Genomic DNA, 22,179 nt, shown 5'->3' with positions numbered 1-22,179 from the left:
TTGTACTTCACAATCTAGGTTTATTCTTCATATCGACTTACTTAAAGCTTCTGAGTATTTTTATTTACTCGTATCAGAGGGGAATTATGTAAGATTATGTACCACATTATGAAGTGCGGAATGTGGGCTACTAACTGCCCTTGCTCGCAGATTGGAGAATTGCCTGCGCTCTGGAGACACAGTTGCTCGTTTAGGAGGAGATGAGTTTACAATTTTGCTTGATGATCTCAAAAACGCCAATGAAGTAACAAGCATAGTGGAGCGAATACACGAAGCTCTGACATCTGCGTTCCAACTCAGCGGGTACGAAGTATTTACTACCGTCAGCATTGGCATCGCCCTGAACAAGGGTAGTTACAACCGACCGGAGGAAGTCCTACGCGATGCTGACATTGCAATGTATCGCGCTAAGACATTGGGTAAGGCACGCCATGAGATATTTGACTCAACCATGTACACCGAAGTTACGAAGCTATTAGAGTTAGAGATGGATCTACGACGGGCAATTGAACACCAGGAGTTTCAGGTTTACTACCAGCCAATTGTTTTATTAGAAACTTGCAAGATTATTGGCTTCGAGGCTCTCGTTCGCTGGCAACACCCACAACACGGATTAGTTGCTCCAGACAACTTTATTCCACTGGCGGAAGAAACTGGGCTGATTATCCCTATTGGTTATTGGGTACTGGGCGAGGCTTGTCGTCAGATGCATGATTGGCAAATACAATTTCCTACTGACCCACCCTTGACAATTAGTGTAAATCTTTCCGCAAAACAATTTTCACAAACCGGGCTGATTGAGCAAATTAACCAAATTATGCAAAAGACTGGTCTAGAAGCCAGCAATTTAAACCTGGAGATTACCGAAAGCGTACTTATGGAAAATATTCAATCAGCAACTTTTATGCTCTTGGAACTGCAACAGATGAATATCCAATTACACTTAGATGATTTTGGCATAGGCTATTCATCCTTGAGTTACCTGCACCGCTTTCCAAGTAATGCTTTGAAGATTGATCGTTCCTTTATTGCCAAGATTGGTGCTAACGGGGAAAACTTAGAGATTATTCAGGCGATCATCACCCTCGCACAGAGTTTAAATATAGATGTAATAGCAGAGGGCGTAGAAACACTGGAGCAACTGGCACAACTTACAGCCATGAAATGCAAATATGCACAGGGATATTTTTTCTCCAAACCCCTCGATAGCAAGTCGGTAGAAACATTAATTGTATCTGGCATTGAACCTAGATGCTAGCGGGAGCAACGCGATTTTGTGAGAATTCTGTGTTCAAGGCAGGAGGCAGGGGGCAGGAGGTGTATAATAATGTCAATTTCTCCCAACTTCCTACTTCAAACTTCTTGCGCTATGAGTTACAGAGAACAATTTATTTGGCAGCGTGGTGTCAAGCAAGACATATAACTGCTATCGACTTACCGAAAAATTCCCGAAATCTGAACTTTACGGATTAACTAGCCAGATTAGACGCTCGGCAGTTTCTGTGCCATCAAATATAGCTGAAGGTTATGGAAGACGAACGCAGAACGAATATATTCAATTTCTACACATTGCTTTAGGTTCGCTTCGAGAACTTGATACTCAGTTGATTATTTCTAAGGAAGTCGGATTAGCATCGGCTGAACTATTTATTCCTGTTTTGGAAGAAGTCGATAGGTTTCAAGGAATTTTAGTGTCAAGCATTCAAAAGATTAAGTCTTAAAACCCTTCTGTCTCTTGCCTCCTGCCTCCTGCCCTCTGCCTCCTGCCTCACCTCACAAAATCGCATTGCTCCCGATGCTAGCTGCGTAGTACACTTTTGGGCTATTACGTGTAATGCAGTAGCGGACTAATTGCCAAACCTGATAGTCCAGCAGTCATCTTGCAAATCCGGCGGTAGTTCTGCTGGAAACTCATCAGTGGCATCTATCATGACGCTAAAGTGTTGCGAGGCTTGATTTCCTAACCTTTTGATTTCACGCAGCCATAATGCTAGGTTCTTACCCATAAAATCAGGATTAGAGGTATCGAGAATCAGCAGACGGACTCCGCTAGTAGCCATCGGGAGCATCCGTTTCTCGATTTGTTTAGATGTAATTGATGAGGGTTTGAGGCGGTAGGGATCAGCAACATCGAAACTCATGACAGCTACACTGTATCGACCTTCAATAACTGCATCGCCATTATCAATACTGCCCATGAAAATGAAAACTTCGTGGTGAGGGGGGCAGCATGAGTGATCGACAACGTTCAAAACGTTAGTGGCCATTTCGCTGTTTAGATATTTATGAGTTGAAGTTTCATCCAGCCACAAAGTTGCAAGCCCATCTTTTTCTGGGTAAATGAATTCACCAATGTCTGGGCGAAACTCTCCAACATTAATTAAGGCATACCCCTTGCCCAAAAAGTTTGGAAAGTTTTTTTGAAAAAAAGTGACGATTTAAGTAAATTTCAAATCACTTGAATCAAAATCAACTACTAAAAAACTACTTTTATGCTACAAAAATGACTGTACAGTTCACTACTAGAACGCTGACTATTAAAGACTCAATTCATCATCCTGCTCCTGCTGGCGTTGCTGTTGCTGCTGTTGCCTTAACTGTCGCCCATAATCAAGTAGCTGCTGATTCCAATCGTCAGCTTTGCACTTGAGCCGCTTGGCTTGTGGCAGTAGTTCCTTAACAACTCGTGCAGCTGCATTACCAGAATCGTCCGAGTCAAATGCCACTTGTAAATTAGGAATATTCTGCAATTGCTCTACTGGTAAGCTTTTGGGATTATCTACCGCCATGTACAGCGTTCTATTGGGTGGCACGTCGCCTAAGCGCTGATATTCCAGCATGGCAAAAGACACGGCATCGATAGGCGATTTCAAAAGCACCACTTTCTCTACAGGATCATTAGGCTGTCCGCCTAAGTGAAAGTGAAACCAGCCCTCACGCCGCTTAGTCCCTTTCTCGTAACCCTTGAAAGTGTTGTTATCGCCCCGTGTCCCCCGCAGAAATGCTCCTAATGCCTGGGGTTCTTCGCCAAGATTCCGCATGACGAACACAGCGTTTTGCTGGTCATCAGCGTAAACTAACCCCCTTTTATGCAGAAGTTCCACAAAATTTGATGGTATCCCCCGTTTTTGGGTCAGGTAGTTGTACACAGAAGACCACTTGGTTTTGTCCTCAACTGGTAGCCTGAATTTGTCGCGTGGTTCTAACTGGATAATTTCAGCAGCCACTTCACGACTTTTTGCGATCGCTGCTCGTTCTGCCCCCGACTCACCAAAACGCTCATGCAACCAGACGACTGCCTGCCGCAGATTGCAATTGTTAACGTGCATCACCAAGTCAATCGCACCACCGCCACCCTTTTGTTGATCGGGGGCGAAGTCGTAGAATTTGGGCCCATCTATATTAATGATGTTACCGTGACCCTTCCATTTTCCTTCCTCGTGGTGTAGCCCCAACTCCCAGGCGACATCCTCTAAGGCCAAGTCGCGCAGTTGTTGGGTTTTCAATTCAAGCTCGCGCACAATTTCTTCTAGCCGTTGTCGTTCCTTCTCACTGGCCCTCGCCCGTTGCTCTGCCCTTTCTAATCGCTGTTCCATGAACTTTCGGTCAGCGAGTTGATGGTTAATCGCTTGGAACTGGTCATCTGACTGAATCCTGGTTACATAACTACTAGCTGATTCAAAAGGCGTTGGCGCTAATTGGTTATTTGTAATGACTGCGGTGAGTGGTTCACTGTTAACCGCTTGGTAATATTCCTTTACTTTGGTGTGGGTTGCCTTACTGCCCTTAACCCCTCGTTCAATGCCCAAAGGAGCGAGTGCAGCAGCATAACTATCTTGGAGTTTGGATAACTTAATTCTTCCCTGTCCACCTCTGCCGCCAAACATCGCATCATGACTGACTCTGCCAGTTTTATCGTTCAATGGCACGATGTAGGCGTGGATGTGTGGGGTACTTTCATCTAGGTGAAGTTCTGCCCTAACGCACTTTGACCCATAGTTTTGAGCTAGCCAGTCACGGGATGCGATCGCCCACTGCTGCATCAGTGAATCAGACCATTGCCCAGAAAGAGATGGATCACCAGGACGAAAATATTCAGGCGATGCCGAGAGAAACATTTCAGTGCATAACACTGCATCATGCCGAGGGCGATGCTTGAGCGTAGAGATTTTTTCTTTAACTATCTCTTCGAGTGCGCGTTCGTCTTCTCCCCCAATTAACCGGACATTCTCTCTAGTTGGATCTGCGTTGGGTGTTTCTCTGTTTCTGCTAACATGGTCATCACTAAGAGCAACGTTGCCGAATGTTTTTAGTTTCTCAATTCTGAGAATGGTTAGTGGCGACATCAAAGATTTATGTTACAAATGCAGTGTGAGTGTAGTACTCAAAAACCCCTTCGGGCGAACGGCGGTTTCATGTCACGAGCGCAGCGAGAGATGGCGCAGCCACCCGCAGGGCATGAAACCATAGTGAGTATGGATACAACTTGGTACACCCTGCCGAAAATTTTTGGTGGGAGTCCCCTCCAACCGCCGAAAAGCTTGCTGTGTAAGCTTTGCAGGCAGATTTGGCGCTTTTTAGACGTTTTCTCCCCTAATACCACTAAAAAACTCATTTATACCACTCTAATACTCATTATTATTTTTCGGGCGGGAATTTTTGGCAATTTTTTCCACCCCTTTTAAACTAATTAACACCACTATAATGCTCATTAACACCGCTAAAAAACTCAGATAAAACACTGATGTTTTGTGCTACGATAATCCGTCTATTACTTAGGAGACACATGAGCGCACCACGCTACAAAGATGTTGAGTTGCCGAGAATAAAACGCAAATCTAATTCTTGGGAGGGCAAGGTCATTGAATATTTATTGAACCATCCCTCTAATAAAGCCGCCACGGAATTTTCAATGGAAGCTCTAACTGCTTTTTGGTTGCCTGAAGCGTTAGAGGGCCAAGTCAGTTCTGAAGAGTTGAGTCTTGCTTGTTGGTCGGCGATTGAGAAACTAGAAGGAAAACTTGCCACCATTAGAAGGATAGCTGGCATAAAAAAATTACCTTCATCCGACACAACACTTTTTAGTGCTTCTCCTGAAACTGTGAATCCCACTAAAAATAATGAGAACTTGAATGATGATGAGCAAATCCGGGTGTCCACCTCGGATGACGATGACCAAACCTTAGATGAAGACAGTGACGATTTGATGGAACTAGAACTGTCACCGGAAATGAAACAGATCAACAAGCTGTTTGGTGTCGAGTAGTAGTTGAGAAAAAGCTCATGAACACAGGACTTACCTTTTGGGTACTTACCCCACTATCAGATGCTGCACATTGGGCATGATAATATTCACTGATTATCGAGTCGCGCTTTTTGAGCGAAGAACTAGAGAAGAATCGCCGCAGTTTTCAGAGTGGTGAACTCATCGGGGGCTTTTGTCGTGCTTATGTAGTTTTTCGGTAGTATTTTTTGATGGGTGTTGCTTCTGCTTCTGCTTTTCATTTTTGACTCTCAAAAACTTTCCGCCAAAGATGGCGTACTGTGCGTCATCAAAAGATGGATTACAGAGCTTAAAAGCTTTTAAGCGAATTTCCCAAGAATTTACCAATTATTGGGAGCAAATGGGAGACTTCTTATAAGTATTGGGAACTGTTCGGATTTATTGGGAATTTTTGAGCTAATGAGAATTTTGTAACTGGATGATTTTTAAGGGGTAAAAAGGTAAGAAAAAATTGGAGATTTGGGAGATATTGTCTAGATATTGGGAGATGTTGAATGTAGTTGGTGAGAATTGGGAAAATGGATGTTTTGTCGAGGTTTTATCTCAGATGCACGAGTTGAGTCAAATCAAGAAGTTAGTGCCAAAACTGTAATATTTATTGATAAATCTGTCAATAATCACGGTTTGGGCGGTTTATATTGAGAGTAATTATCAGTTGTTTATGCAAAAAAAGGGTCAAAAATAGGGGTAAATTTTTTTTGTGGATTTTGTTTTTTAATGTTGAGTCTTGGTTTTGTTTCAAGCCGAATGCTCAACGTTTACTTTCAAAGTGATCTAACTACAATAGCCAAGCGATCGCGCATCTTGTGGTGAACCTAATCCAAGATAAAATCAGGAGCGGGAAAAATGAAATTGATGATGAGCCAGGGGTAAGCTATGGAAGTCAAAAGCGAAGTGACAATAAAATTTAGCGGTGAACTACCAACAGCCACACCAGTCGAGAATAAGAAAGTTGCAATCGAGTTGACTGATCAGAACGGCATAGTCTTTACCGCTCAAGTTAATGCAAAAAGTTGGCGGAAGGCTGAGACTAGCGCCTCGGAATTTGCAGACTGGGCTGGGGCTGTATCGGGTAAGCTTGCCCAACGAACAGAAAAAGGGTTTGAGGTGATTGACGCAGGAATCCAGATTTTCGAGAAGAAAGTGAAGGAGTCCAAGCCAGATGTAGCGGTGGCTGAAGCTGGCGCAAGTTAATATACGTGTCTCAAGCATTCATGTTCAATGAAAGGAAGAGCATGGATGCTCCCGGCAGTTGTTCATCTTTGGGTATAAGCTGCCATTAAAGATACTTAAAGCTTTTGGAGTAGATTGAAAGAAGAATATCTTAGTGGGAGCCGCAAGTTATTGAAAAGTTGTTGTGAAGCGATTTTGAAGAGTCAGTAATCACCGAAGACATCCACCGATAGCTCATTCTAAGATGGGCACATATACAGAAATCCTTATAGCGAACTCTCATTATTCGATTGTGTCCTTTTAGGCACATCAACCACATCAATCGCCCCCAGAATATGGGGGTATTTTTATGGCGGTAGTGGCGAAAGCGAGGTAACAATCAAATGAGCGTGGCTCACTACCATCTGAGGTAGTGTTAGGCGCACGCTGTAGACATCAATGAATCTAGAAGACTTTGAGGCATCGATTACACGTTTGACTAAGAAGGTGGAATGCTCTTCGCCGTCTTCAGCCCAGGATTAGCGAAAGAAAAGGTAAGAAATAAGGCATATTACAAGCTGATTTCATATCCTTGTATTCTCAAGTGGAAATGAAGAACTGGTAGGGCTTTTGGGAAACTTTTCAGTCTACTGAAATTATGATTCAAAGCCCAGCAAAAAAACACTTTACGTCTTGAGATAAATTGTTTCTTTGCCAAAACTAACCAAAATTTATAGAATTTATAGAAATAAAGGACTTTATAAAGTTTGAGTCGTATGCCTTTCCATCAGGATTACCTTGGTGTTGAACAACCATCTGTGGGTCAATTGATTCGGGAACTCCGGCAAACTCTGAAGCTGACACAGGAGAAGTTTGCGACTCAACTCGGTGTCACATTTCCAACGATCAATCGCTGGGAAAATGGACATGCGACTCCTTCTCCTTTGGCACTTAAGCAAATTGATGCTCTGCTAAACCAATTGTCTGAGTCACCCGATGCCGCCTTACGCAAACACAGTCAGACAATTCGAGAAAAATACTTTCCGACAAAGGATCTGAAAGCATGAAGGCAGAGGAACACAAGGCTTGGGCTGAAAACCTCTTTGTTGGTGGCGGCGAGATAGGTGCATTGTTGAGATCGCACAATTGGTCGCAAACGCCGCTAGGGGCTGTCGAAACCTGGCCGGACAGCCTAAAAACGGCTGTGCAGATCCTGTTGACGGAACTCGATCAAGCCCAGCCGACAGAAAAGACGCAGCTAGAATCTGATCTGCTGCAAGGACGTACATCAACAGATTCCTTGCGTCAAGCTGCCCAAGCCGATGCGTTTCGAGTCAAGCTTACCAATGCGCTACGCCCGTTGAGTGACGCTAATGAGATTCAGGCGATCGCTGCCCTTGTTCTGGGCGAGTCTCTAGGCGCAAGCCGCGTTATTTACATTGAAGTGTTACCGGGCGGCAAGGAGGTCATCGTTCATAAAAACTACACAAACGGTGTTGCCGAACTGAGCGGACTGTACCATCTGGAAGACTTCGGACGCAACCTGACAGATGACCATCGAGCGGGGCAAACGGTGATCGTGCCCGATGTGGCAAACTACCCCAAATACACAGCCAGCCAGAAGGCAATGTATCAAACGATTGATATTGCCGCGCATATTGATGTGCCCCTGATCAAGAACGATCAATTTGTCGCACTGCTGGCGGTGCATCAGGCAAACCCTCGTCCGTGGACGAAAGACGAGGTGAAACGAGTCGAGGAAACAGCAGAGCAGACGTGGGCAGCCGTCGAGCGTGCCCGTGCTGAAGCAGCATTACGCCAGAGCCGCACCGAACTCGAACGGCAACTGTGGAAGTTCGACGCGATAGGAGCTGCAATTCCCGATTTTATTTACACCTTTGATTTGGCGGGACGGTTCACGTATGTCAGCCCAGCGTTGCTTAATCTTTGGCAGAAAACTTCGGATGAAGCTTTGGGAAGGAACTTTTTTGAGCTGGATTATCCAACCGATTTAGCAACCCGACTTCAGCAACAGATTCAACAGGTGATCGCCACGCGCCAGCCGATAAAGGATGAAACGCCCTACACTAGCGCAATCGGCACGCGCGCCTATGAATACATTTTAGTGCCACTTTTGGGCATAAACGGCGTTGTAGATGCAGTGGCAGGCGTGACGCGAGACATCACTGATCGCAAGCGGGTAGAGCAAGCTTTGTACCAAAGCGAGAAGCAGGCTCGAAATATTCTGGAGAGCATCGCTGAAGCCTTCTTTGCACTGGATGAGAACTGGCAGTTTACCTATATGAATCCATCTGCCGAAACACTACTAGATCGCGCTCCAGGCGATTTAGTTGGCAAGAATTTGTGGTCAGAGTATCCAGGACTCATTAGCAACGAGTTGGCGCAGATTTACTGGAGCGCCATGCGCGATCGTGTGGCTGCGTCAATGACCGCGTTTTACCCGGATCACGACCGATGGTACGAGGTTCGCACCTACCCCGCCGCAAACGGCATCACCGTTTATTTCAGGAATGTGACCGAGCAGATTCAAACTGCCGCAACCCTGCGTCAATCCGAAGAACGCTACCGGACGCTGTTTGAGTCGATCGATGAAGGCTTCTGCATTGTTGAAGTGCTATTTGACGAAAATGATACACCAAGTGCCTCCGGCAGTGCGCTTCGCGCAAACGACTACCGCTTCTTAGAGATCAATCCCACCTTTGAGCAACAAGCGGGACTTCAACAAGCAGTCGGGAAAACGGTGCGGCAGTTAGTTCCAGATTTAGAAGATCATTGGATTCAGATTTACGGTCAAGTTGCTCTAACGGGTGAACCTGCTCGCTTTGAAAATGGCTCTCTTGCAATGAACCGATGGTTCGATGTGTATGCCTGTCGCATAGGTGAGCCACAAGCGCGAAAAGTTGCTATTGTCTTCAAAGATATTAGCGATCGCAAACGGGCAGAAGAACTTTCGCGGCGAACCGCCGAATTGAATGCTTTCCGCGTCTCTCTCACCGACGCGCTCCGTTCGCTTGCCGACCCAGTAGAGATTCAGGCTACGGCCAGCCGTGTGCTGGGTGAATATCTGGGTGCGAACCGGGTAGCGTATTTCGAGGTTCGCGGTGCTGATTACGTCGTTGAGCGTGATTATGTTAATGGAGCCGCAGCACTCGCTGGCAACTACCCGATTGATTCGTTCGGGGCAGAACTGCTAGCAGTCTACCGCACTGGTCGCGCCGTGTCCGCATCTAATGTAGAAGCCGATCCCAACCTGTCCCCAGATCAGCGAGCAGCCTATGCCGCGATCCAGATTGGTGCCTACATCGGCATACCCCTGGTCAAGAGGGGCGAGTTCGTAGCGGGGCTGGCAGTTCACACATCTGGGTCACGAGCTTGGACACCGGACGAGGTGTCCTTGGCAGAAGAAGTAGCCGAGCGCACTTGGGCGGCAGTCGAACGCGCCCGCGCTGAAGCAGCCTTGCGCGACAGTGAAAACCGCTTCCGCATGGCGATCGAAGCTGCCCAATTAGGCACCTGGGACTGGAATCTCATCACCAATCAATTGATTTGGGATGAGGGTTGCAAAGCCATGTTTGGCTTACCACCAGAAGCTCTTTGCAGCATTGAGGTCTTTTTTGCCGGACTGCACCCCGACGATCGCGAACGACTAGAACAGGTAGTGCAATGGACTTTGAATCCAGCAAGCAGCGGCAAGTATGACGTAGAATATCGCACGATTGGGATTCAGGATGGGGTTGAACGGTGGATTGCGGCCAAAGGACAGGCCTACTTTGATTCTGCCGACAAGCCACAACGCTTTGTCGGCACTGTACTCAATATCACTGAGCAAAAACGCATTCAGGCAGAACGAGAACAACTCCTTGCTCGTGAACAAGCCGCAAGAGAGGCAGCCGATCGTGCCAATCGGATCAAAGATGAGTTTTTGGCGGTGCTGTCCCATGAATTGCGATCGCCTCTCAACCCGATTTTGGGCTGGGCGCGCTTACTACAAAACGGCAAACTGAGCGAAGCTCGGAGAGCCGAAGCCTTGAAAACTATCGAGCGCAATGCCAATCTACAGACGCAACTAATCGAAGATTTGCTCGACATCTCCCGGATCATGCAGGGCAAACTAAGCTTAACAGCGGCTCCGGTCAGTTTGACCTTTGTAATTTCTGCCGCCGTTGAAACGGTGCGTTTGGCAGCAGAAGCAAAAAATATTGAGATCGCTCTCGATCTGGACTCTGAGAACGCTCCGATTTCTGGCGATGCAGCCCGCTTGCAGCAAGTGGTGTGGAATTTGCTTACCAATGCCGTTAAGTTCACACCCAACAGCGGACAAGTAACCGTTGAACTGCGGCAACTCGACGGGCTAGCGAAGATTCGGGTAATTGATCAGGGCAAGGGCATCAATCCACAGTTTTTGCCCCATGTATTTGAGTATTTTCGGCAAGAAGACGGCTCAACGACACGCAAATTTGGCGGGTTGGGATTGGGACTAGCGATCGTGCGGCAAATTGTAGAAATGCACGGGGGTACAGTTCGGGCAGAAAGTCAGGGTGAGAATCAAGGCGCAACCTTCATCATAAAACTGCCTGTCATGCAGCAGGCAACATTGATCGCATCCGAGCCAATCCCCACACAGACAGAAGCAGAAGTGCCTTTAGACGGCGTTCAAATTTTGCTGGTAGATGATGAACCAGATACCCGCGAGTTTCAGGCATTTGTGCTGTCACAAAGCGGGGCAAATGTGACAGCCGTCGCTTCTGGCTTAGAAGCTTTGCAAGCTCTAGAACAGTTCACTCCTGACGTGCTAGTGAGTGACATAGGTATGCCTGAGATGGACGGCTATATGCTGATGCAGCAGATTCGATCTCGCCCACCGAATCAAGGAGGAACCATTCGGGCGATCGCACTAACCGCTTATGCCGCAGAAATTGACCAACAAAGGGCACTTCAGGTAGGATTTCAAACTCACATTACAAAACCTGTAGAGCCAGAGGAGTTAGTGAGGGCGATTGCAAACTTGCTAGAACACAACTAATTTTCTGTAGGGCAAGAAGAAAACAGAACAATGATTTACGCCATTGAGCAACGCCTGACGGTGTGTCATCAATAATCTTCTCCCAGCGACAGCCCTGGAAAGAAAATTCGGGTATTTTCGGCTCAATTTGTTGCCACTGCTTCAGCTTAGTTAAGCTTGTTTTGAAAGTACGACAGGTGTCGTACTTTTCGGTTGGCCAATATTTTGGTTAAAATCCAGATACATCAGTTTATTTCTCGTTACCCAAGACATCCTCAATCAAGTTCATGAATTCTGACAGACGTTTTGCTAAAGCTTTCTCTTTCGGGGTTTTCGGCTCAATTTGTTGCCACTGCTTCAGCTTAGTTAACGCTTGTTTTAAAAGTACGACACCTGTCGTACTTTTATCCTTGTCAGTATCTTGCTTCGATTCAAAATATCTTTGTACTGTACGCAGGTTTTTGCCAACTACAACTGCTAGAGCAGGCATTAAAGGCTTTTGTCCTTTCTTGGGTCTTCCCTTTACGTCAATAAATCCAGCAGTGCGTAGACGTTCGGCAATTGCTTTTACTTCGTTTGGCGTATAGTCTCTACGCTGTTCGTTCTCTGCTATTTCTACTTGCAGTGCCAAATCTGGTTCTGACTCCGCATCAAATGGCAACATTCTGATAGGAATGCGATTATCTGGGAACTGATGAAGATATTTATCTGCCTGCTGTTCCTTTAGAAGTTGAATTGCCGCTAACCGATGCCCTCCAGCCAGCAATCTAGCTTTATTATCTAAAACCAATGGTTCTATTAATCCTAAAACAGCAATTGACTCTGCCAGAGACTCAACGTGCTTTGGATTTAAAGGTCGCGTATCCTGCTCACGGTCTTTAATCTGCTCCAGTAAAACTGTAGAATCTTGGAGCTTTAGGGGTTGAGATTGCCCCTGCCGTTTTTGAGCGACCTCCAGAATTTTATCAAAATTGGTCATGAGAGAATTTCCTTACCCACTGCCTGGTAATCGCTCCAGGCATCAGAAGCACGAGGATCTTTTACCATATAAACTGGAACTCCAAAATTTTCAGCTTTCAGGTAAACAGCCATTCTTCTAATCCAAGTTTTAAACAAGGGTAAGCCAAATTTTTCAAGACTTTCTTTGGCTTTATATCCATCACGGCTGGGGGAAGGAGGAACACAAGTCAGTAAAACTTTAAACCTTCCAGGCGGCAATTCGTTCAGTTCTCCCACAGTTTCAATCAATGCTTCTAGAGCGAAAGTGCTGGGATGGGTGGGAATAATCAGTAAATCACTAGAGCTTGCTAATGCTTTCAACTCATTACTGGCAGGACGGGCGGGAGTGTCAATCACAAGATGCTCAAAATCTTTGGCTTGGTCTATTTCGCTCTGATCATAAACATCTATTGGACTTTTACCACGCTCTGACCAATGCAATACAGAGCGATTAAGATCACCATCAGCTAGTACAGTTTTACCTTTGATAGCAAGGTAAGCTGCCAGATGTATTGCTGTGGTAGATTTTCCTACACCCCCTTTGAACGATGCGATAGTAATAATCATTGCAGTTTAGTCACATTCCAGTCATGATGGCGGATTGTACAGCACAAGAGACAATAATTAAAGAGAATTTACGCGGGTTGGGGTATGGCAGATAACTTATCACCAATGGATGGCTATGATGACTTTTTACGAGAGTTAAAAGAACGCATACGCAACGCCCAAGTAAGAGCAGCTTTGTCTGTTAACCGTGAGTTAGTGTTACTTTATTGGCAAATCGGGCGCGAAATTATCATCAGACAGCAGCAGCAGGGATGGGGTGCAAAAGTTATCGAACGTCTCGCCAGAGATTTAAAAGCAGCTTTCCCAGATATAAAGGGATTCTCAGCACGTAATCTTAAGTATATGCGGGCTTTTGCTGAAGCTTACCCAGATGAGCAAATTGTGCAGCAGGCTGCTGCACTAATTCCTTGGTTTCATAACTGTGTAATTTTAGATAAAGTTAAAAATAATTTGGAGCGTGAATGGTACATCCAAAAAACCAGAGAAAATGGTTGGAGTCGAAATATTTTAACTCTACAAATTAACAATAGACTTTTTGAGCGTCAGGGAAAAGCTGTCAATAACTTTAATGTCATATTACCGTCTCCTCAATCAGACATTGCTCTTGAAACTTTGAAAGACCCTTATATTTTTGATTTTTTAAGTTTAGGAGAAGCAGCACAAGAACGGGAAGTAGAAAAAGAACTTGTGAAACACATTACTCAATTTCTTTTAGAATTGGGTGTGGGATTTTCTTTTATTGGTCAACAATATAATTTGAAAGTAGGAGATGATGATTTTTATATAGACTTGCTTTTCTATCATGTTAAACTACATTGTTTTATAGTAATTGAACTGAAAACTGGTAAATTTAAACCTGAATATGCAGGAAAAATAAATTTTTATCTTTCGGCTGTGGATGATTTGCTCAAATCTCCTGTAGATAGTCCTTCAATTGGTTTAATTTTATGTGCAAGTAAGGATAATGTTATTGCTGAGTATGCGCTGCGTGATGTCAATAAACCAATTGGGATTGCTGAATGGCAAACTAAACTTACTAAGTCATTACCAAAAGATTTACAAACAAAGTTACCAACTATTGAGCAGTTGGAGGCAGAACTGGAAAATTTATCTGTAGAAGTAGAGGATGAAGAATGATTAAAAATATGAATATTTGAATTTGCAAGCATGGAGAAACTAACTGATGATAAATTAGCTTTTTATGATGCCCGAATCAGGGAAGCAGAATGGTGACAAGAAAGAAGTTACGGAAAGATTATGATTCCAGTAGAATATTTGAGGATAAAGGAAAAGGTAAGACAGCTTGCTCGTCAATGCGGCATAACAGCAATTGATAGCTGCTACATAAGTCTAAATTTAGAAGAAGAGCGCCCAGATTGGGGATTAATTGGGGGGATATTTTACCCAAATCACCTCGAAGAAGAGATAACGTCTCAAGAAGAAACTCTTACAAAAATTGCAGACAGCCTAGATATTTGGCTGGCGTTGGTTAGAGCTAATAGTGTTGTTGCATCTTTGAGAAAGAAAGCACTCTCAACCAAAAAAATAGAAGATATCAGACACTACCTCGATGTTCAGTTCGTTTCATCTACGGCTACTGTCAACCATTAGTAATGTGGCACTTTTGGTGCAGGGTGGTGCTGGCAGCCAGGGCATTCTTTCAGAACTTATATAGAAATTAATATAGACAAAGCCTATATACAAACTGACTCCGGCAAGTACCAACTGCGATCGCTCTATCTTGGCATGGGCAAAGGATATCTGGTGGTTTGTAAACTGGCGCGACCATGCAGCGAAAATGTTTTTCAGGCATTTTTCGAGGTAAAAAGGCTGAAAACTACCTTTCAGAGCGGCTTTGAACGCTTTTTTTGTTGGCTGATGTGCGAACAAAGACAGCCGATGATTGCAGCCCAAGCTCACAGAAACTTTAAAGCAAGATCAGTGCCTTTGCTGTATCAGTCTTTATCAGGGAGAAAGTAGAACTAAAGTAACAAATTTTACTTTTTTCGTCAGTATTGATTTTATGAAATTTTCGTCTAAAGTTTTGGCTGTTTTAACCTCAACTTTTGGTTTATTTTCAATCAATTTTGCTGTTTCTCTACCTGCAATTGCGTCAGTTACATGTGAATCTGGGACAATTAGTAATTATTCAAATGGTTCGTTGGCAAGTTGTATTCTTGGACAAGATACGACCGTACAGGTTTCCGGCCTATCTTCCCCGCCTGCTAGCTCCCGTATTGTTATAGCAAGCAAAGGGACAAACATCAGTCAGGCTCAGGAAAAACTTGATCTGGAACTGCTAGCTAGAGCTATTACCGCTTTTTTACAGAGCGATCGCTATCTGACAGAATCTGAATCCTTGGTGAGTATCAAGAAAGACGGTTTCGATTTAAATTTTCAGGTTCAAACTAAAACTCTTGCCGAATCAGATGGAAAGTTCCGCTCCGAGATTACCTTTATCCAACCAGGCGGAAAAACAAAACTTTACACCCTGGTGATTTGCGATGGTAAACAAGTTTGGATTTACAAATCTGAATTGCAACAATACGCCATAATTTCCTATGCAGCTTTCAAAGAAGAATTACTTTTCATTGGTTTATCCTCCTTGGTTTTTCTAGAAGCACCTGAAAATACTAGAAAATTAATTGTTCAAAGCAAATCATCAAGCGAAATTGTCCAAGAGTTTGGTTTGGCTAACGACTCCGGGTTACAAGAAGAAAAACGCACAATTGATGGCGAGGAGTTCTCTGCCTACAATTACACTCATGCTAAAGATGGATTTACCCTCAGTGGGCTTGTCCAACCAGCAACTGCAACTCTCAAGCAAATGCAAATGGGCGGTAACAGCGATGGGTTAAATATTCTGGTTACTGAAAAAATTATTCAGAGAACTGCAAACCCAACTATAAACGCGGAGACTTTCAAATTTTTACCACCACCAGGCGCAAAAAAAGTAAAATCTCTTTCAATTTCTCCCTTTTGATGCCAAGGTTCGCAACTCAATTGCTTTTTCCCAGTCCCTCTGTTTCAATGTCGTTTAAATCAACTTTTCAAACTTCTTCTAACAGGTGTGGCAACCCATTCAATCCAACCCATCCATCAATAATTCGGACATCTCCATCTGATCTCTTTTTTGCAGCATTTAAAGGGAGTATTTAATAATAAAGGTTCTTCAGTACGTAGTATGCTGGATTTTTAATTAAAGTCCTTTACTTGCCTTGAAAATCAAGCCTTACAGCGAGTTATAGCTTCAATTTCAAAAATCTTGGCTCAAATGCTAATACTAACGGCTGTTATTATTGCCCAACAGGAGTTTGAAGCTTATTTACAGACGTATTTAGCATAAGAAGTAATGAAGAGCCATATTTGTTATTTTAAAAAGGTTATTTAAGGTGCATCACCAAGAATCTGTCGAGCAGTTAACTTTGTTTTCAAACACTGAATTTAGCTCAAAAAACACATTAAAAAAATTGAGATATCTTCCACCGATTAACTGTAATAAGGTATTGCTAGAGAGTAAGTCACGAATTTTTGAATTTCAGCAGGATGAAAAAGAAAACAATTTAATTAGAAGGCAAACAAAACTGTTTGATATGACATCTCTCCCTTGCAAATGTCAGCTAGATCCTGATACTATTAACCCTCTGACTTTGCCGCTCCAGCCATTAAATTTTGCTACAGAAGTTAATCAATTTGATAACGCTTGCATTTATTTTATTTTAGATAAAGCACTTCCGTTAATTTTATATATAGGTCAAAGCAAAAACTGTTGTAAGCGTTTGCGTACACTTAATTATTCTTCGAGTGGCGCTCATCATCGCAAAAAACAAATTGAGTCCTATCAACAATTAAATCAAAATTACGGATTTTCATCATCTATTTATATCGCCCGTTGGGACTTACCTATTCTTCGGGAAGAAAAGTATCGGTTAGAGTTAGAAAAAAGCTTAATTTTGAAGTGGTATCCTCTTTTCAATCAACAGAACCAAGAATCAATTTTGTGGAGCAATTACTTAGTCCAAATATAGCTAAAATACTATCGTTATCTTTGATTCGCGTTATAAAGACCATTTAAGAGTGAATAGTTGAGTCAAACATGGATGATTTTTAAACCTATTGTTAATCTCTGCCAACTTAACAGGCGATCGCTTTCCTGACAAACTGTATAGAAATTGGTACAGAGGAAGCGTATATACAAACCTATCCAGGCTTGTATTGACTACTGCGATGGGCTACGCCCGACCAAAGAAAGGTCATCGCCCATGCCTAGACGATCACGGCTGGTGGTTTGGGGTAAATATAGCGAAGCTGTCACCAGGGGCAAGATAGGCTGAAAGTATTGTGGAGTCTGGGTTTTATAAAAAAGAGTTGATTATTGGATTTTAGCGGTTTTGACAGGCGTTTTATAAGCACAGCCACAAATTGGACAAAATCGGTGTCTCAAAGACAACACCAACTCACCGCAATTCGCACAGTTAGCTCGAATCGGTGTACCGCAGAGATAACAAAACTTGGCTTTGATATGACTCCACATAGGGTCAACCGCCGCGCCAGGATTCCAACATTGGGGACAAAACTTAACCCCTCTAACCTGAGATACTTCCTCACCCTTGATCACAGCATCCAAATATTCTTGAGGTACGCCAAGTGCGATCGCTAACCCTTGAAGTGTCCTACGATTAATTTTAAGCGTAAGTCCTCGCTCGATTTTCCCGACAGAGCGTCCATGTATACCAGCAGCATCCGCCAACTCAGACTGAGTTAAATCGAGTTTCTTCCTGACCCGTGACACGTAACTAGCAAGGGATTCATCACTATTAGGAATTTTAAAAGTATCCATAAAAAGCTGTTAGCTAACTCCTCAAAAGATATATAATTTATCAATAAAAAACCAAGCGAGAGAATACAGAAACAACGTGAAATCGGCTGTAACTTTAGCCACTGTCACGACCGAATTTCTAGAGCGTCCTGGTCTAGCACCAAGTACTAGAGAAACCTATGAACTGACCCTCGGACTTTTACTGCAAAAGTATGGAAGTTGGTCAATAGAAATTATCAGTAAGCAAACATTAGTTGAGTATCTAAATAATCTCAGTCATTTAAAATACACGACACACCACAAGCATCAAGCAATATTACAAAGTTTGCTTAACTTTGCAGTAGAACAAGGGTATATAAAAAACAACCCCATCCGGGGACTAAAACAACGTCTACCTGAAAGAGAGAAAGGCGAACATAAAAGCGACGATACAATAAGATATTTAACACAATCACAACTAAATATACTATATTCTGCCGTAAAAGATGACTTGCATCTCAGTGCGATAGTTTATTTACTGCATCGCACAGGATGCAGGATAGGAGAGCTTTTAGCCCTAAATATAGATTCTGTAGATATCAAGAACCAGAAATTTCAAGTATTAGGGAAAGGCAATAAACAACGCTGGTGTTATTACAGTGAAGATGCAGCAAGAGCGCTTGCTAAATACTTGAAATACTCACGGCATCAAAACACAGATGCCTTGTTGACAGCACAACATCCAGTCACCCTAAAAGTCAGTAGAATCAGCTACCATACATTGCATGATTATTGGCGGGAGACAACCAATAAGCATCCGCAACTTCAACTCTGTCGCATTCACGATTTACGACATACATTTGCTACAGAACGAGTGGGATTAATCAGTATTGAGGAATTATGCTCATTAATGGGACATGAAAGTATTCAAACAACTTTACGCTACGCTAAAGTCACCTCACAGAAATCAGAATCAGCCGCACGTCATGCCTTGAATATACTGATTAATTCCGACCAAGAAGCTGACCTTTAAGGCAATTATATAGAATCACTCAGTTCCAGTATGTTTTTCACAGAGAAACAGCATTTTATCTCAGTTAAAGATTGTTACCCCAAAGAAGATAGAATACTGTTTGGTTGAAGAGTGAGACTTAATGAAAAAAACCTGGCAGCCAGAAGAATTAGTAGAGTATTGGACGCTACTCCCTCTTGAATTAGCACTACTGAATCAGAAAAACGACGAAAATCGGTTAGGTTTTGCTATATTGCTCAAGTTTTTTGAGATTTATGCCAGATTTCCTGAGAATAATCAAGAAATCTCCCAAAATGTTGTTGATTATGTTGCCAAACTTTTAGATATTTCCCCCCAAAAGTACTCTTACTACGATTGGCAAGGACGCTCCATAAAATATCATCGCGCTCAAATTAGAGAATTCTTTGGATTTCAAGAAACCAAAGTTAGTGATGCTTTTGAGTTAACTAATTGGTTAGCAGAACAAGCACTAATTTATGAGTTAAAATTTGAACAGCTAAAACTTGCAGCAGTAGCGAGACTACGGAATTTAAAACTTGAACCACCGACAGATTCCAGATTAGAACGTATCATTCGCTCTGCTATCAGAAATTTTGAATCTAAATTTTTTCGGGACATAACTTCCCAACTATCTAACCAATCTAAAAAGTGGATAAATGATTTTTTGAAAGAGAAAGCTTCCGATCAGGAATTAGATGATACCACACAAATAAATCATGATAAACAACTGAATAATCCAGGAGATATCCAATTATCTCAACAGTTAGATGACACGAATAACTCAGAAATCAACACTGACGTGACTAGATTAACATGGGCTGAATTAAAAACAGATCCAGGGAGAATTGGTGTAGAAAGTTTTCAAAAAGAAGTTGCTAAATTAGAGATTTTTGAGCAATTAGAATTACCAGCAGACTTATTTAAAAACATCTCTACCAAAGTTCTCCAAGTCTATAAAAGTCGGGTAATTGTTGAATATCCTCGTGACTTACGCCGTCACCCAGAACATATTCGCTACACACTATTTACAGCTTTTTGTTGGCTCAGAAGTCAAGAAGTTATAGATAATTTAGTAGAGTTACTCATTCAGATTGTCCATCGCATAGGTGCGAATGCAGAAAAACGTGTAGATAAAGAACTTATTCAGGATTTTAAACGGGTTCATGGGAAAAATAATCTACTATACCAAATGGCAGAAGCTTCCTTGAAAACACCTGATGGCACAGTCAAGGATGTGATTTTTCCTGTAGTAAGTGAAGTGACTCTCAAGAATTTAGTGAAAGAGTATAAATCTACAGGGAATGCTTACCGTGAGAAAGTTTATACGGTGATGCGCTCTTCTTATGGTGGATATTATCGGCGAATTTTACCGTTAATTTTAAACAAGCTAGAATTTCGTTCAAATAATGAAGTTCATCGTCCAGTTATTCAAGCGATATCAATACTTAAAAAGTATGCTGATAGTAAACAGCGTTATTATGATGCAGGAGAAGAGATCCCCATTGATGGTGTGTTACGTAGTGGTTGGCAAGAAATTATATTAGAGACGGGAGCAGACGATGAAATCAAAGTTAATCGCATTAATTATGAGTTGAGCGTGCTGCAAGCATTGAGAGAAAAGCTGAGATGCAAGGAAATATGGGTTGTAGGAGCTAATCGTTACAGAAACCCTGAAGAAGATTTACCTGCTGATTTTGAGGTGCAAAGATTAGAATATTTCCAAGCTTTGAAACAACCATCCGATGTAGAAGTCTTTATTGCTAATTTACAGCAATCTTTGGAGCAATCATTAACTTTACTGGATAAAGGAATACCTAAAAATAATTTAGTCACACTTAAAACGACAGGTAAAAGTCGAATTTGTGTTTCTCCTCTTAATCTTATAGTCTGAAAGTCATCCACCGCAGTACTTTCAGCCTATCTTGCCCCTGGTGACAGCTTCGCTATATTTACCCCGGTTTGTAAGCTGGTCTGTTTCAATATCTGCTGCACCAGATGCCTAGTGTTTGCTATCAATTTTGATATCAAAGCAGGAAATTACAGAGATAGCATTACCAATTGACACTTGCCTTCTTCCGCAAGAAGTATTTTGCTCTCTACTCCATGTTTTGATTAATGCCTATACCTGTTGCCGTATGATATTCGTTATTGGAAACGCGCATTATCAATAACGTAATAGTGAGCATTTATGCCTAATGAGCCAGGTTGGGGGGAAATCGTCAAGGTAGAATTGGAGGCGTGTTTAGATGCACCTTTAGCTCGATATTTTGACGCACAGCTTCAGGGCGACCCGGATGTGTTGGCGCAGCTGCTGGCAGACAAGCGCAACCCCAATACTAAAAGGGCTTATGAGAAGGATTTGAGGGATTTCTTTCTGAAGATGACTTTATTGCCGCCAACTGGTGATAGCGTGCTGGAGTTTCTGCACTTGCAGCGAGAGCAGGCGGTGATGGTGGTGTTGAAATATAAGGCGATGTTGATTAAATCTGGGTTGCGGGAGGCGACGATCAATCGGCGGTTGGCGGCGATTAAGTCGTTAGCCAAGATGGGGCGGAAGTTAGGGGTGTGCAACTATTCCCTGGAAGATGTTTCAGGGGAGAAGGTTAAGGCGTACCGAGATACGCGGGGTGTTGATAGCAAAGCGATCTCTCTTGTGATTCAGCAATTTAATAGAGAAACGTTAATTGGTAAACGCAATTATGCAATTTTTCTGGTGCTGTGGGGTTTAGCGTTGCGTCGCCAGGAGGTATGCCATCTTAATGTGGGGGACTTTGATTTTTATGGACGCAAGTTGAGAGTTTTAGGGAAGGGTAAGGGAACGAATGAAGAATATTTGGATATGTCAAAAGATGTGGCGGCTGCTCTTGCTGATTGGTTAATTGCTAGGGGGGATTTGAATGCTAATTTACCGATATTTACAGCATTAGATTTTCATAATGAAGGGCATAGATTGACTACGGATGCTATCTATAAAATAGTGGCTACTGCTTTTAAGGCAGTGGGGGTTAAGAAACCCATGTCACCGCATAGGGTCAGGCATTCGGCGATTACGGCGGCGCTTGATGCCACTGATGGGAATATTAGAAAGGTGCAGAAATTGAGCCGTCATGCTGACCCGCGAACGTTGATGATTTATGATGACAACAGGAATAAAGACCTGTGGGAGATGTCGGAATTGTTGACAGCAATGTTGAAGGATTCGGATCAATGAAAATTAATATATTGATTAATTAGAGGAGATTAATATTATTGAATAACTGGTAATTAAATATGTTTGATAAGATATTTTTACGGAACTTATCAAGTCACCTAGAAAAACGTTT

The 22,179-nt window shown here is 42.9% G+C and carries 17 protein-coding genes and 4 pseudogenes; 15 read left to right on the top strand and 6 right to left on the bottom strand.

Annotation, left to right across the window (positions count from 1 at the left end; translation table 11 throughout):
* Nucleotides 1–139: 139 nt before the first annotated feature.
* The 3 genes and pseudogenes from CDG79_RS44935 to CDG79_RS24255 form a co-directional block, all read left to right on the top strand.
* Nucleotides 140–427 (top strand): annotated as a pseudogene (locus CDG79_RS44935) (diguanylate cyclase domain-containing protein); the annotation flags it as partial.
* A gap of 24 nt (nucleotides 428–451) precedes the next feature.
* Nucleotides 452–1,258 carry a putative bifunctional diguanylate cyclase/phosphodiesterase gene (locus tag CDG79_RS24260; protein WP_317616601.1) on the top strand — a complete coding sequence of 269 codons (807 nt, stop codon included), beginning with the start codon at nucleotides 452–454 and terminating at the stop codon, nucleotides 1,256–1,258.
* A 111-nt stretch (nucleotides 1,259–1,369) separates the two neighbouring features.
* A pseudogene (locus CDG79_RS24255) lies at nucleotides 1,370–1,721 on the top strand (four helix bundle protein).
* 126 nt (nucleotides 1,722–1,847) lie between these two features.
* Here CDG79_RS24255 and CDG79_RS24250 read toward each other — a convergent pair.
* Nucleotides 1,848–2,402: a hypothetical protein gene (locus tag CDG79_RS24250; protein ID WP_094344411.1), complete on the bottom strand. Its 555-nt coding sequence runs from the start codon at nucleotides 2,400–2,402 to the stop codon at nucleotides 1,848–1,850.
* 135 nt (nucleotides 2,403–2,537) lie between these two features.
* Nucleotides 2,538–4,346 (bottom strand): MobV family relaxase, encoded by a 1,809-nt coding sequence (gene mobV / locus CDG79_RS24245; RefSeq protein ID WP_094344410.1) that lies wholly within the window; start codon nucleotides 4,344–4,346, stop codon nucleotides 2,538–2,540.
* A gap of 440 nt (nucleotides 4,347–4,786) precedes the next feature.
* On the opposite strand from mobV, the gene CDG79_RS24235 reads away from it, so the two are divergent.
* The 5 genes and pseudogenes from CDG79_RS24235 (at nucleotide 4,787) to CDG79_RS44000 (ending at nucleotide 11,480) form a co-directional block, all read left to right on the top strand.
* The gene (locus CDG79_RS24235; protein WP_094344408.1) at nucleotides 4,787–5,266 is read left to right on the top strand and encodes a hypothetical protein; all 480 of its coding nucleotides are present in this window, start codon (nucleotides 4,787–4,789) and stop codon (nucleotides 5,264–5,266) included.
* A gap of 894 nt (nucleotides 5,267–6,160) precedes the next feature.
* Nucleotides 6,161–6,478, top strand: coding sequence for a hypothetical protein (locus tag CDG79_RS24230; RefSeq protein WP_094344407.1), 318 nt, complete (start codon nucleotides 6,161–6,163; stop codon nucleotides 6,476–6,478).
* Between the two features lie 734 nt (nucleotides 6,479–7,212).
* Nucleotides 7,213–7,503 carry a helix-turn-helix domain-containing protein gene (locus CDG79_RS24225; RefSeq protein ID WP_094344406.1) on the top strand — a complete coding sequence of 97 codons (291 nt, stop codon included), beginning with the start codon at nucleotides 7,213–7,215 and terminating at the stop codon, nucleotides 7,501–7,503.
* Nucleotides 7,500–8,165 (top strand): annotated as a pseudogene (locus CDG79_RS45560) (GAF domain-containing protein); the annotation flags it as partial. The gene CDG79_RS24225 and the pseudogene CDG79_RS45560, both read left to right, overlap by 4 nt.
* A 15-nt stretch (nucleotides 8,166–8,180) precedes the next feature.
* Nucleotides 8,181–11,480, top strand: a complete 3,300-nt coding sequence (locus CDG79_RS44000) for a hybrid sensor histidine kinase/response regulator (protein ID WP_262985823.1) — start codon at nucleotides 8,181–8,183, stop codon at nucleotides 11,478–11,480.
* A 229-nt stretch (nucleotides 11,481–11,709) separates the two neighbouring features.
* On the opposite strand, the gene CDG79_RS24215 is transcribed toward CDG79_RS44000, so the two are convergent.
* Nucleotides 11,710–12,438 carry a ParB N-terminal domain-containing protein gene (locus tag CDG79_RS24215; RefSeq protein ID WP_094344404.1) on the bottom strand — a complete coding sequence of 243 codons (729 nt, stop codon included), beginning with the start codon at nucleotides 12,436–12,438 and terminating at the stop codon, nucleotides 11,710–11,712.
* The gene (locus CDG79_RS24210; RefSeq protein WP_094344403.1) at nucleotides 12,435–13,025 is read right to left on the bottom strand and encodes a ParA family protein; all 591 of its coding nucleotides are present in this window, start codon (nucleotides 13,023–13,025) and stop codon (nucleotides 12,435–12,437) included. Before CDG79_RS24210 ends, CDG79_RS24215 begins: the two co-directional genes overlap by 4 nt.
* A gap of 84 nt (nucleotides 13,026–13,109) precedes the next feature.
* On the opposite strand from CDG79_RS24210, the gene CDG79_RS24205 reads away from it, so the two are divergent.
* Entirely contained in the window at nucleotides 13,110–14,162 is a 1,053-nt protein-coding gene (locus CDG79_RS24205; RefSeq protein ID WP_094344402.1) for a PDDEXK nuclease domain-containing protein, read from the top strand.
* A gap of 120 nt (nucleotides 14,163–14,282) precedes the next feature.
* Nucleotides 14,283–14,636 (top strand): hypothetical protein, encoded by a 354-nt coding sequence (locus tag CDG79_RS24200; protein WP_094344401.1) that lies wholly within the window; start codon nucleotides 14,283–14,285, stop codon nucleotides 14,634–14,636.
* Here the strand turns inward: CDG79_RS24200 and CDG79_RS41305 are convergent.
* Nucleotides 14,610–14,945 carry a hypothetical protein gene (locus CDG79_RS41305; protein WP_143855569.1) on the bottom strand — a complete coding sequence of 112 codons (336 nt, stop codon included), beginning with the start codon at nucleotides 14,943–14,945 and terminating at the stop codon, nucleotides 14,610–14,612. The two genes, CDG79_RS24200 and CDG79_RS41305, sit on opposite strands and share 27 nt — an antisense overlap.
* 103 nt (nucleotides 14,946–15,048) lie before the next feature.
* On the opposite strand from CDG79_RS41305, the gene CDG79_RS24190 reads away from it, so the two are divergent.
* Both CDG79_RS24190 and CDG79_RS24185 read left to right on the top strand, forming a co-directional pair.
* Entirely contained in the window at nucleotides 15,049–16,008 is a 960-nt protein-coding gene (locus CDG79_RS24190) for a LolA family protein (RefSeq protein ID WP_094344399.1), read from the top strand.
* A 610-nt stretch (nucleotides 16,009–16,618) separates the two neighbouring features.
* Nucleotides 16,619–17,053 (top strand): GIY-YIG nuclease family protein, encoded by a 435-nt coding sequence (locus tag CDG79_RS24185; protein WP_143855568.1) that lies wholly within the window; start codon nucleotides 16,619–16,621, stop codon nucleotides 17,051–17,053.
* 344 nt (nucleotides 17,054–17,397) lie between these two features.
* Here the strand turns inward: CDG79_RS24185 and CDG79_RS24180 are convergent, their stop codons facing one another.
* On the bottom strand, nucleotides 17,398–17,865 hold the full coding sequence (locus tag CDG79_RS24180) for a double zinc ribbon domain-containing protein (protein WP_094344397.1): 468 nt from the start codon (nucleotides 17,863–17,865) through the stop codon (nucleotides 17,398–17,400).
* Nucleotides 17,866–17,941: 76 nt separating this feature from the next.
* Here CDG79_RS24180 and CDG79_RS24175 point away from each other — a divergent pair, with 76 nt between their 5' ends.
* From CDG79_RS24175 to CDG79_RS24165, 3 genes and pseudogenes are all read left to right on the top strand, one after another.
* On the top strand, nucleotides 17,942–18,856 hold the full coding sequence (locus CDG79_RS24175) for a tyrosine-type recombinase/integrase (protein ID WP_094344396.1): 915 nt from the start codon (nucleotides 17,942–17,944) through the stop codon (nucleotides 18,854–18,856).
* A 121-nt stretch (nucleotides 18,857–18,977) separates the two neighbouring features.
* Nucleotides 18,978–20,735, top strand: a pseudogene (locus tag CDG79_RS24170) (Tn3-like element ISNpu13 family transposase); the annotation flags it as partial.
* Between the two features lie 309 nt (nucleotides 20,736–21,044).
* Entirely contained in the window at nucleotides 21,045–22,067 is a 1,023-nt protein-coding gene (locus CDG79_RS24165; protein WP_094344395.1) for a tyrosine-type recombinase/integrase, read from the top strand.
* The last annotated feature ends 112 nt before the right edge of the window (nucleotides 22,068–22,179 follow it).

It is taken from the genome of Nostoc sp. 'Peltigera membranacea cyanobiont' 232 (genome assembly GCF_002245985.1).
Lineage (GTDB): Bacteria > Cyanobacteriota > Cyanobacteriia > Cyanobacteriales > Nostocaceae > Nostoc.
This window is presented reverse-complemented; position numbering and strand designations above follow the sequence as displayed.

Coding starts and splice junctions, on each gene's coding strand:
- CDG79_RS24215 (WP_094344404.1), bottom strand. CDS start 12,438: ATGACCAATTTTGATAAAATTCTGGAGGTCGCTCAAAAACGGCAGGGG.
- CDG79_RS24235 (WP_094344408.1), top strand. CDS start 4,787: ATGAGCGCACCACGCTACAAAGATGTTGAGTTGCCGAGAATAAAACGC.
- CDG79_RS24210 (WP_094344403.1), bottom strand. CDS start 13,025: ATGATTATTACTATCGCATCGTTCAAAGGGGGTGTAGGAAAATCTACC.
- CDG79_RS24225 (WP_094344406.1), top strand. CDS start 7,213: ATGCCTTTCCATCAGGATTACCTTGGTGTTGAACAACCATCTGTGGGT.
- CDG79_RS24200 (WP_094344401.1), top strand. CDS start 14,283: ATGATTCCAGTAGAATATTTGAGGATAAAGGAAAAGGTAAGACAGCTT.
- CDG79_RS24185 (WP_143855568.1), top strand. CDS start 16,619: ATGACATCTCTCCCTTGCAAATGTCAGCTAGATCCTGATACTATTAAC.
- mobV (WP_094344410.1), bottom strand. CDS start 4,346: ATGTCGCCACTAACCATTCTCAGAATTGAGAAACTAAAAACATTCGGC.
- CDG79_RS24230 (WP_094344407.1), top strand. CDS start 6,161: ATGGAAGTCAAAAGCGAAGTGACAATAAAATTTAGCGGTGAACTACCA.
- CDG79_RS24260 (WP_317616601.1), top strand. CDS start 452: ATGTACACCGAAGTTACGAAGCTATTAGAGTTAGAGATGGATCTACGA.
- CDG79_RS24190 (WP_094344399.1), top strand. CDS start 15,049: ATGAAATTTTCGTCTAAAGTTTTGGCTGTTTTAACCTCAACTTTTGGT.
- CDG79_RS24165 (WP_094344395.1), top strand. CDS start 21,045: ATGCCTAATGAGCCAGGTTGGGGGGAAATCGTCAAGGTAGAATTGGAG.
- CDG79_RS24205 (WP_094344402.1), top strand. CDS start 13,110: ATGGCAGATAACTTATCACCAATGGATGGCTATGATGACTTTTTACGA.
- CDG79_RS24180 (WP_094344397.1), bottom strand. CDS start 17,865: ATGGATACTTTTAAAATTCCTAATAGTGATGAATCCCTTGCTAGTTAC.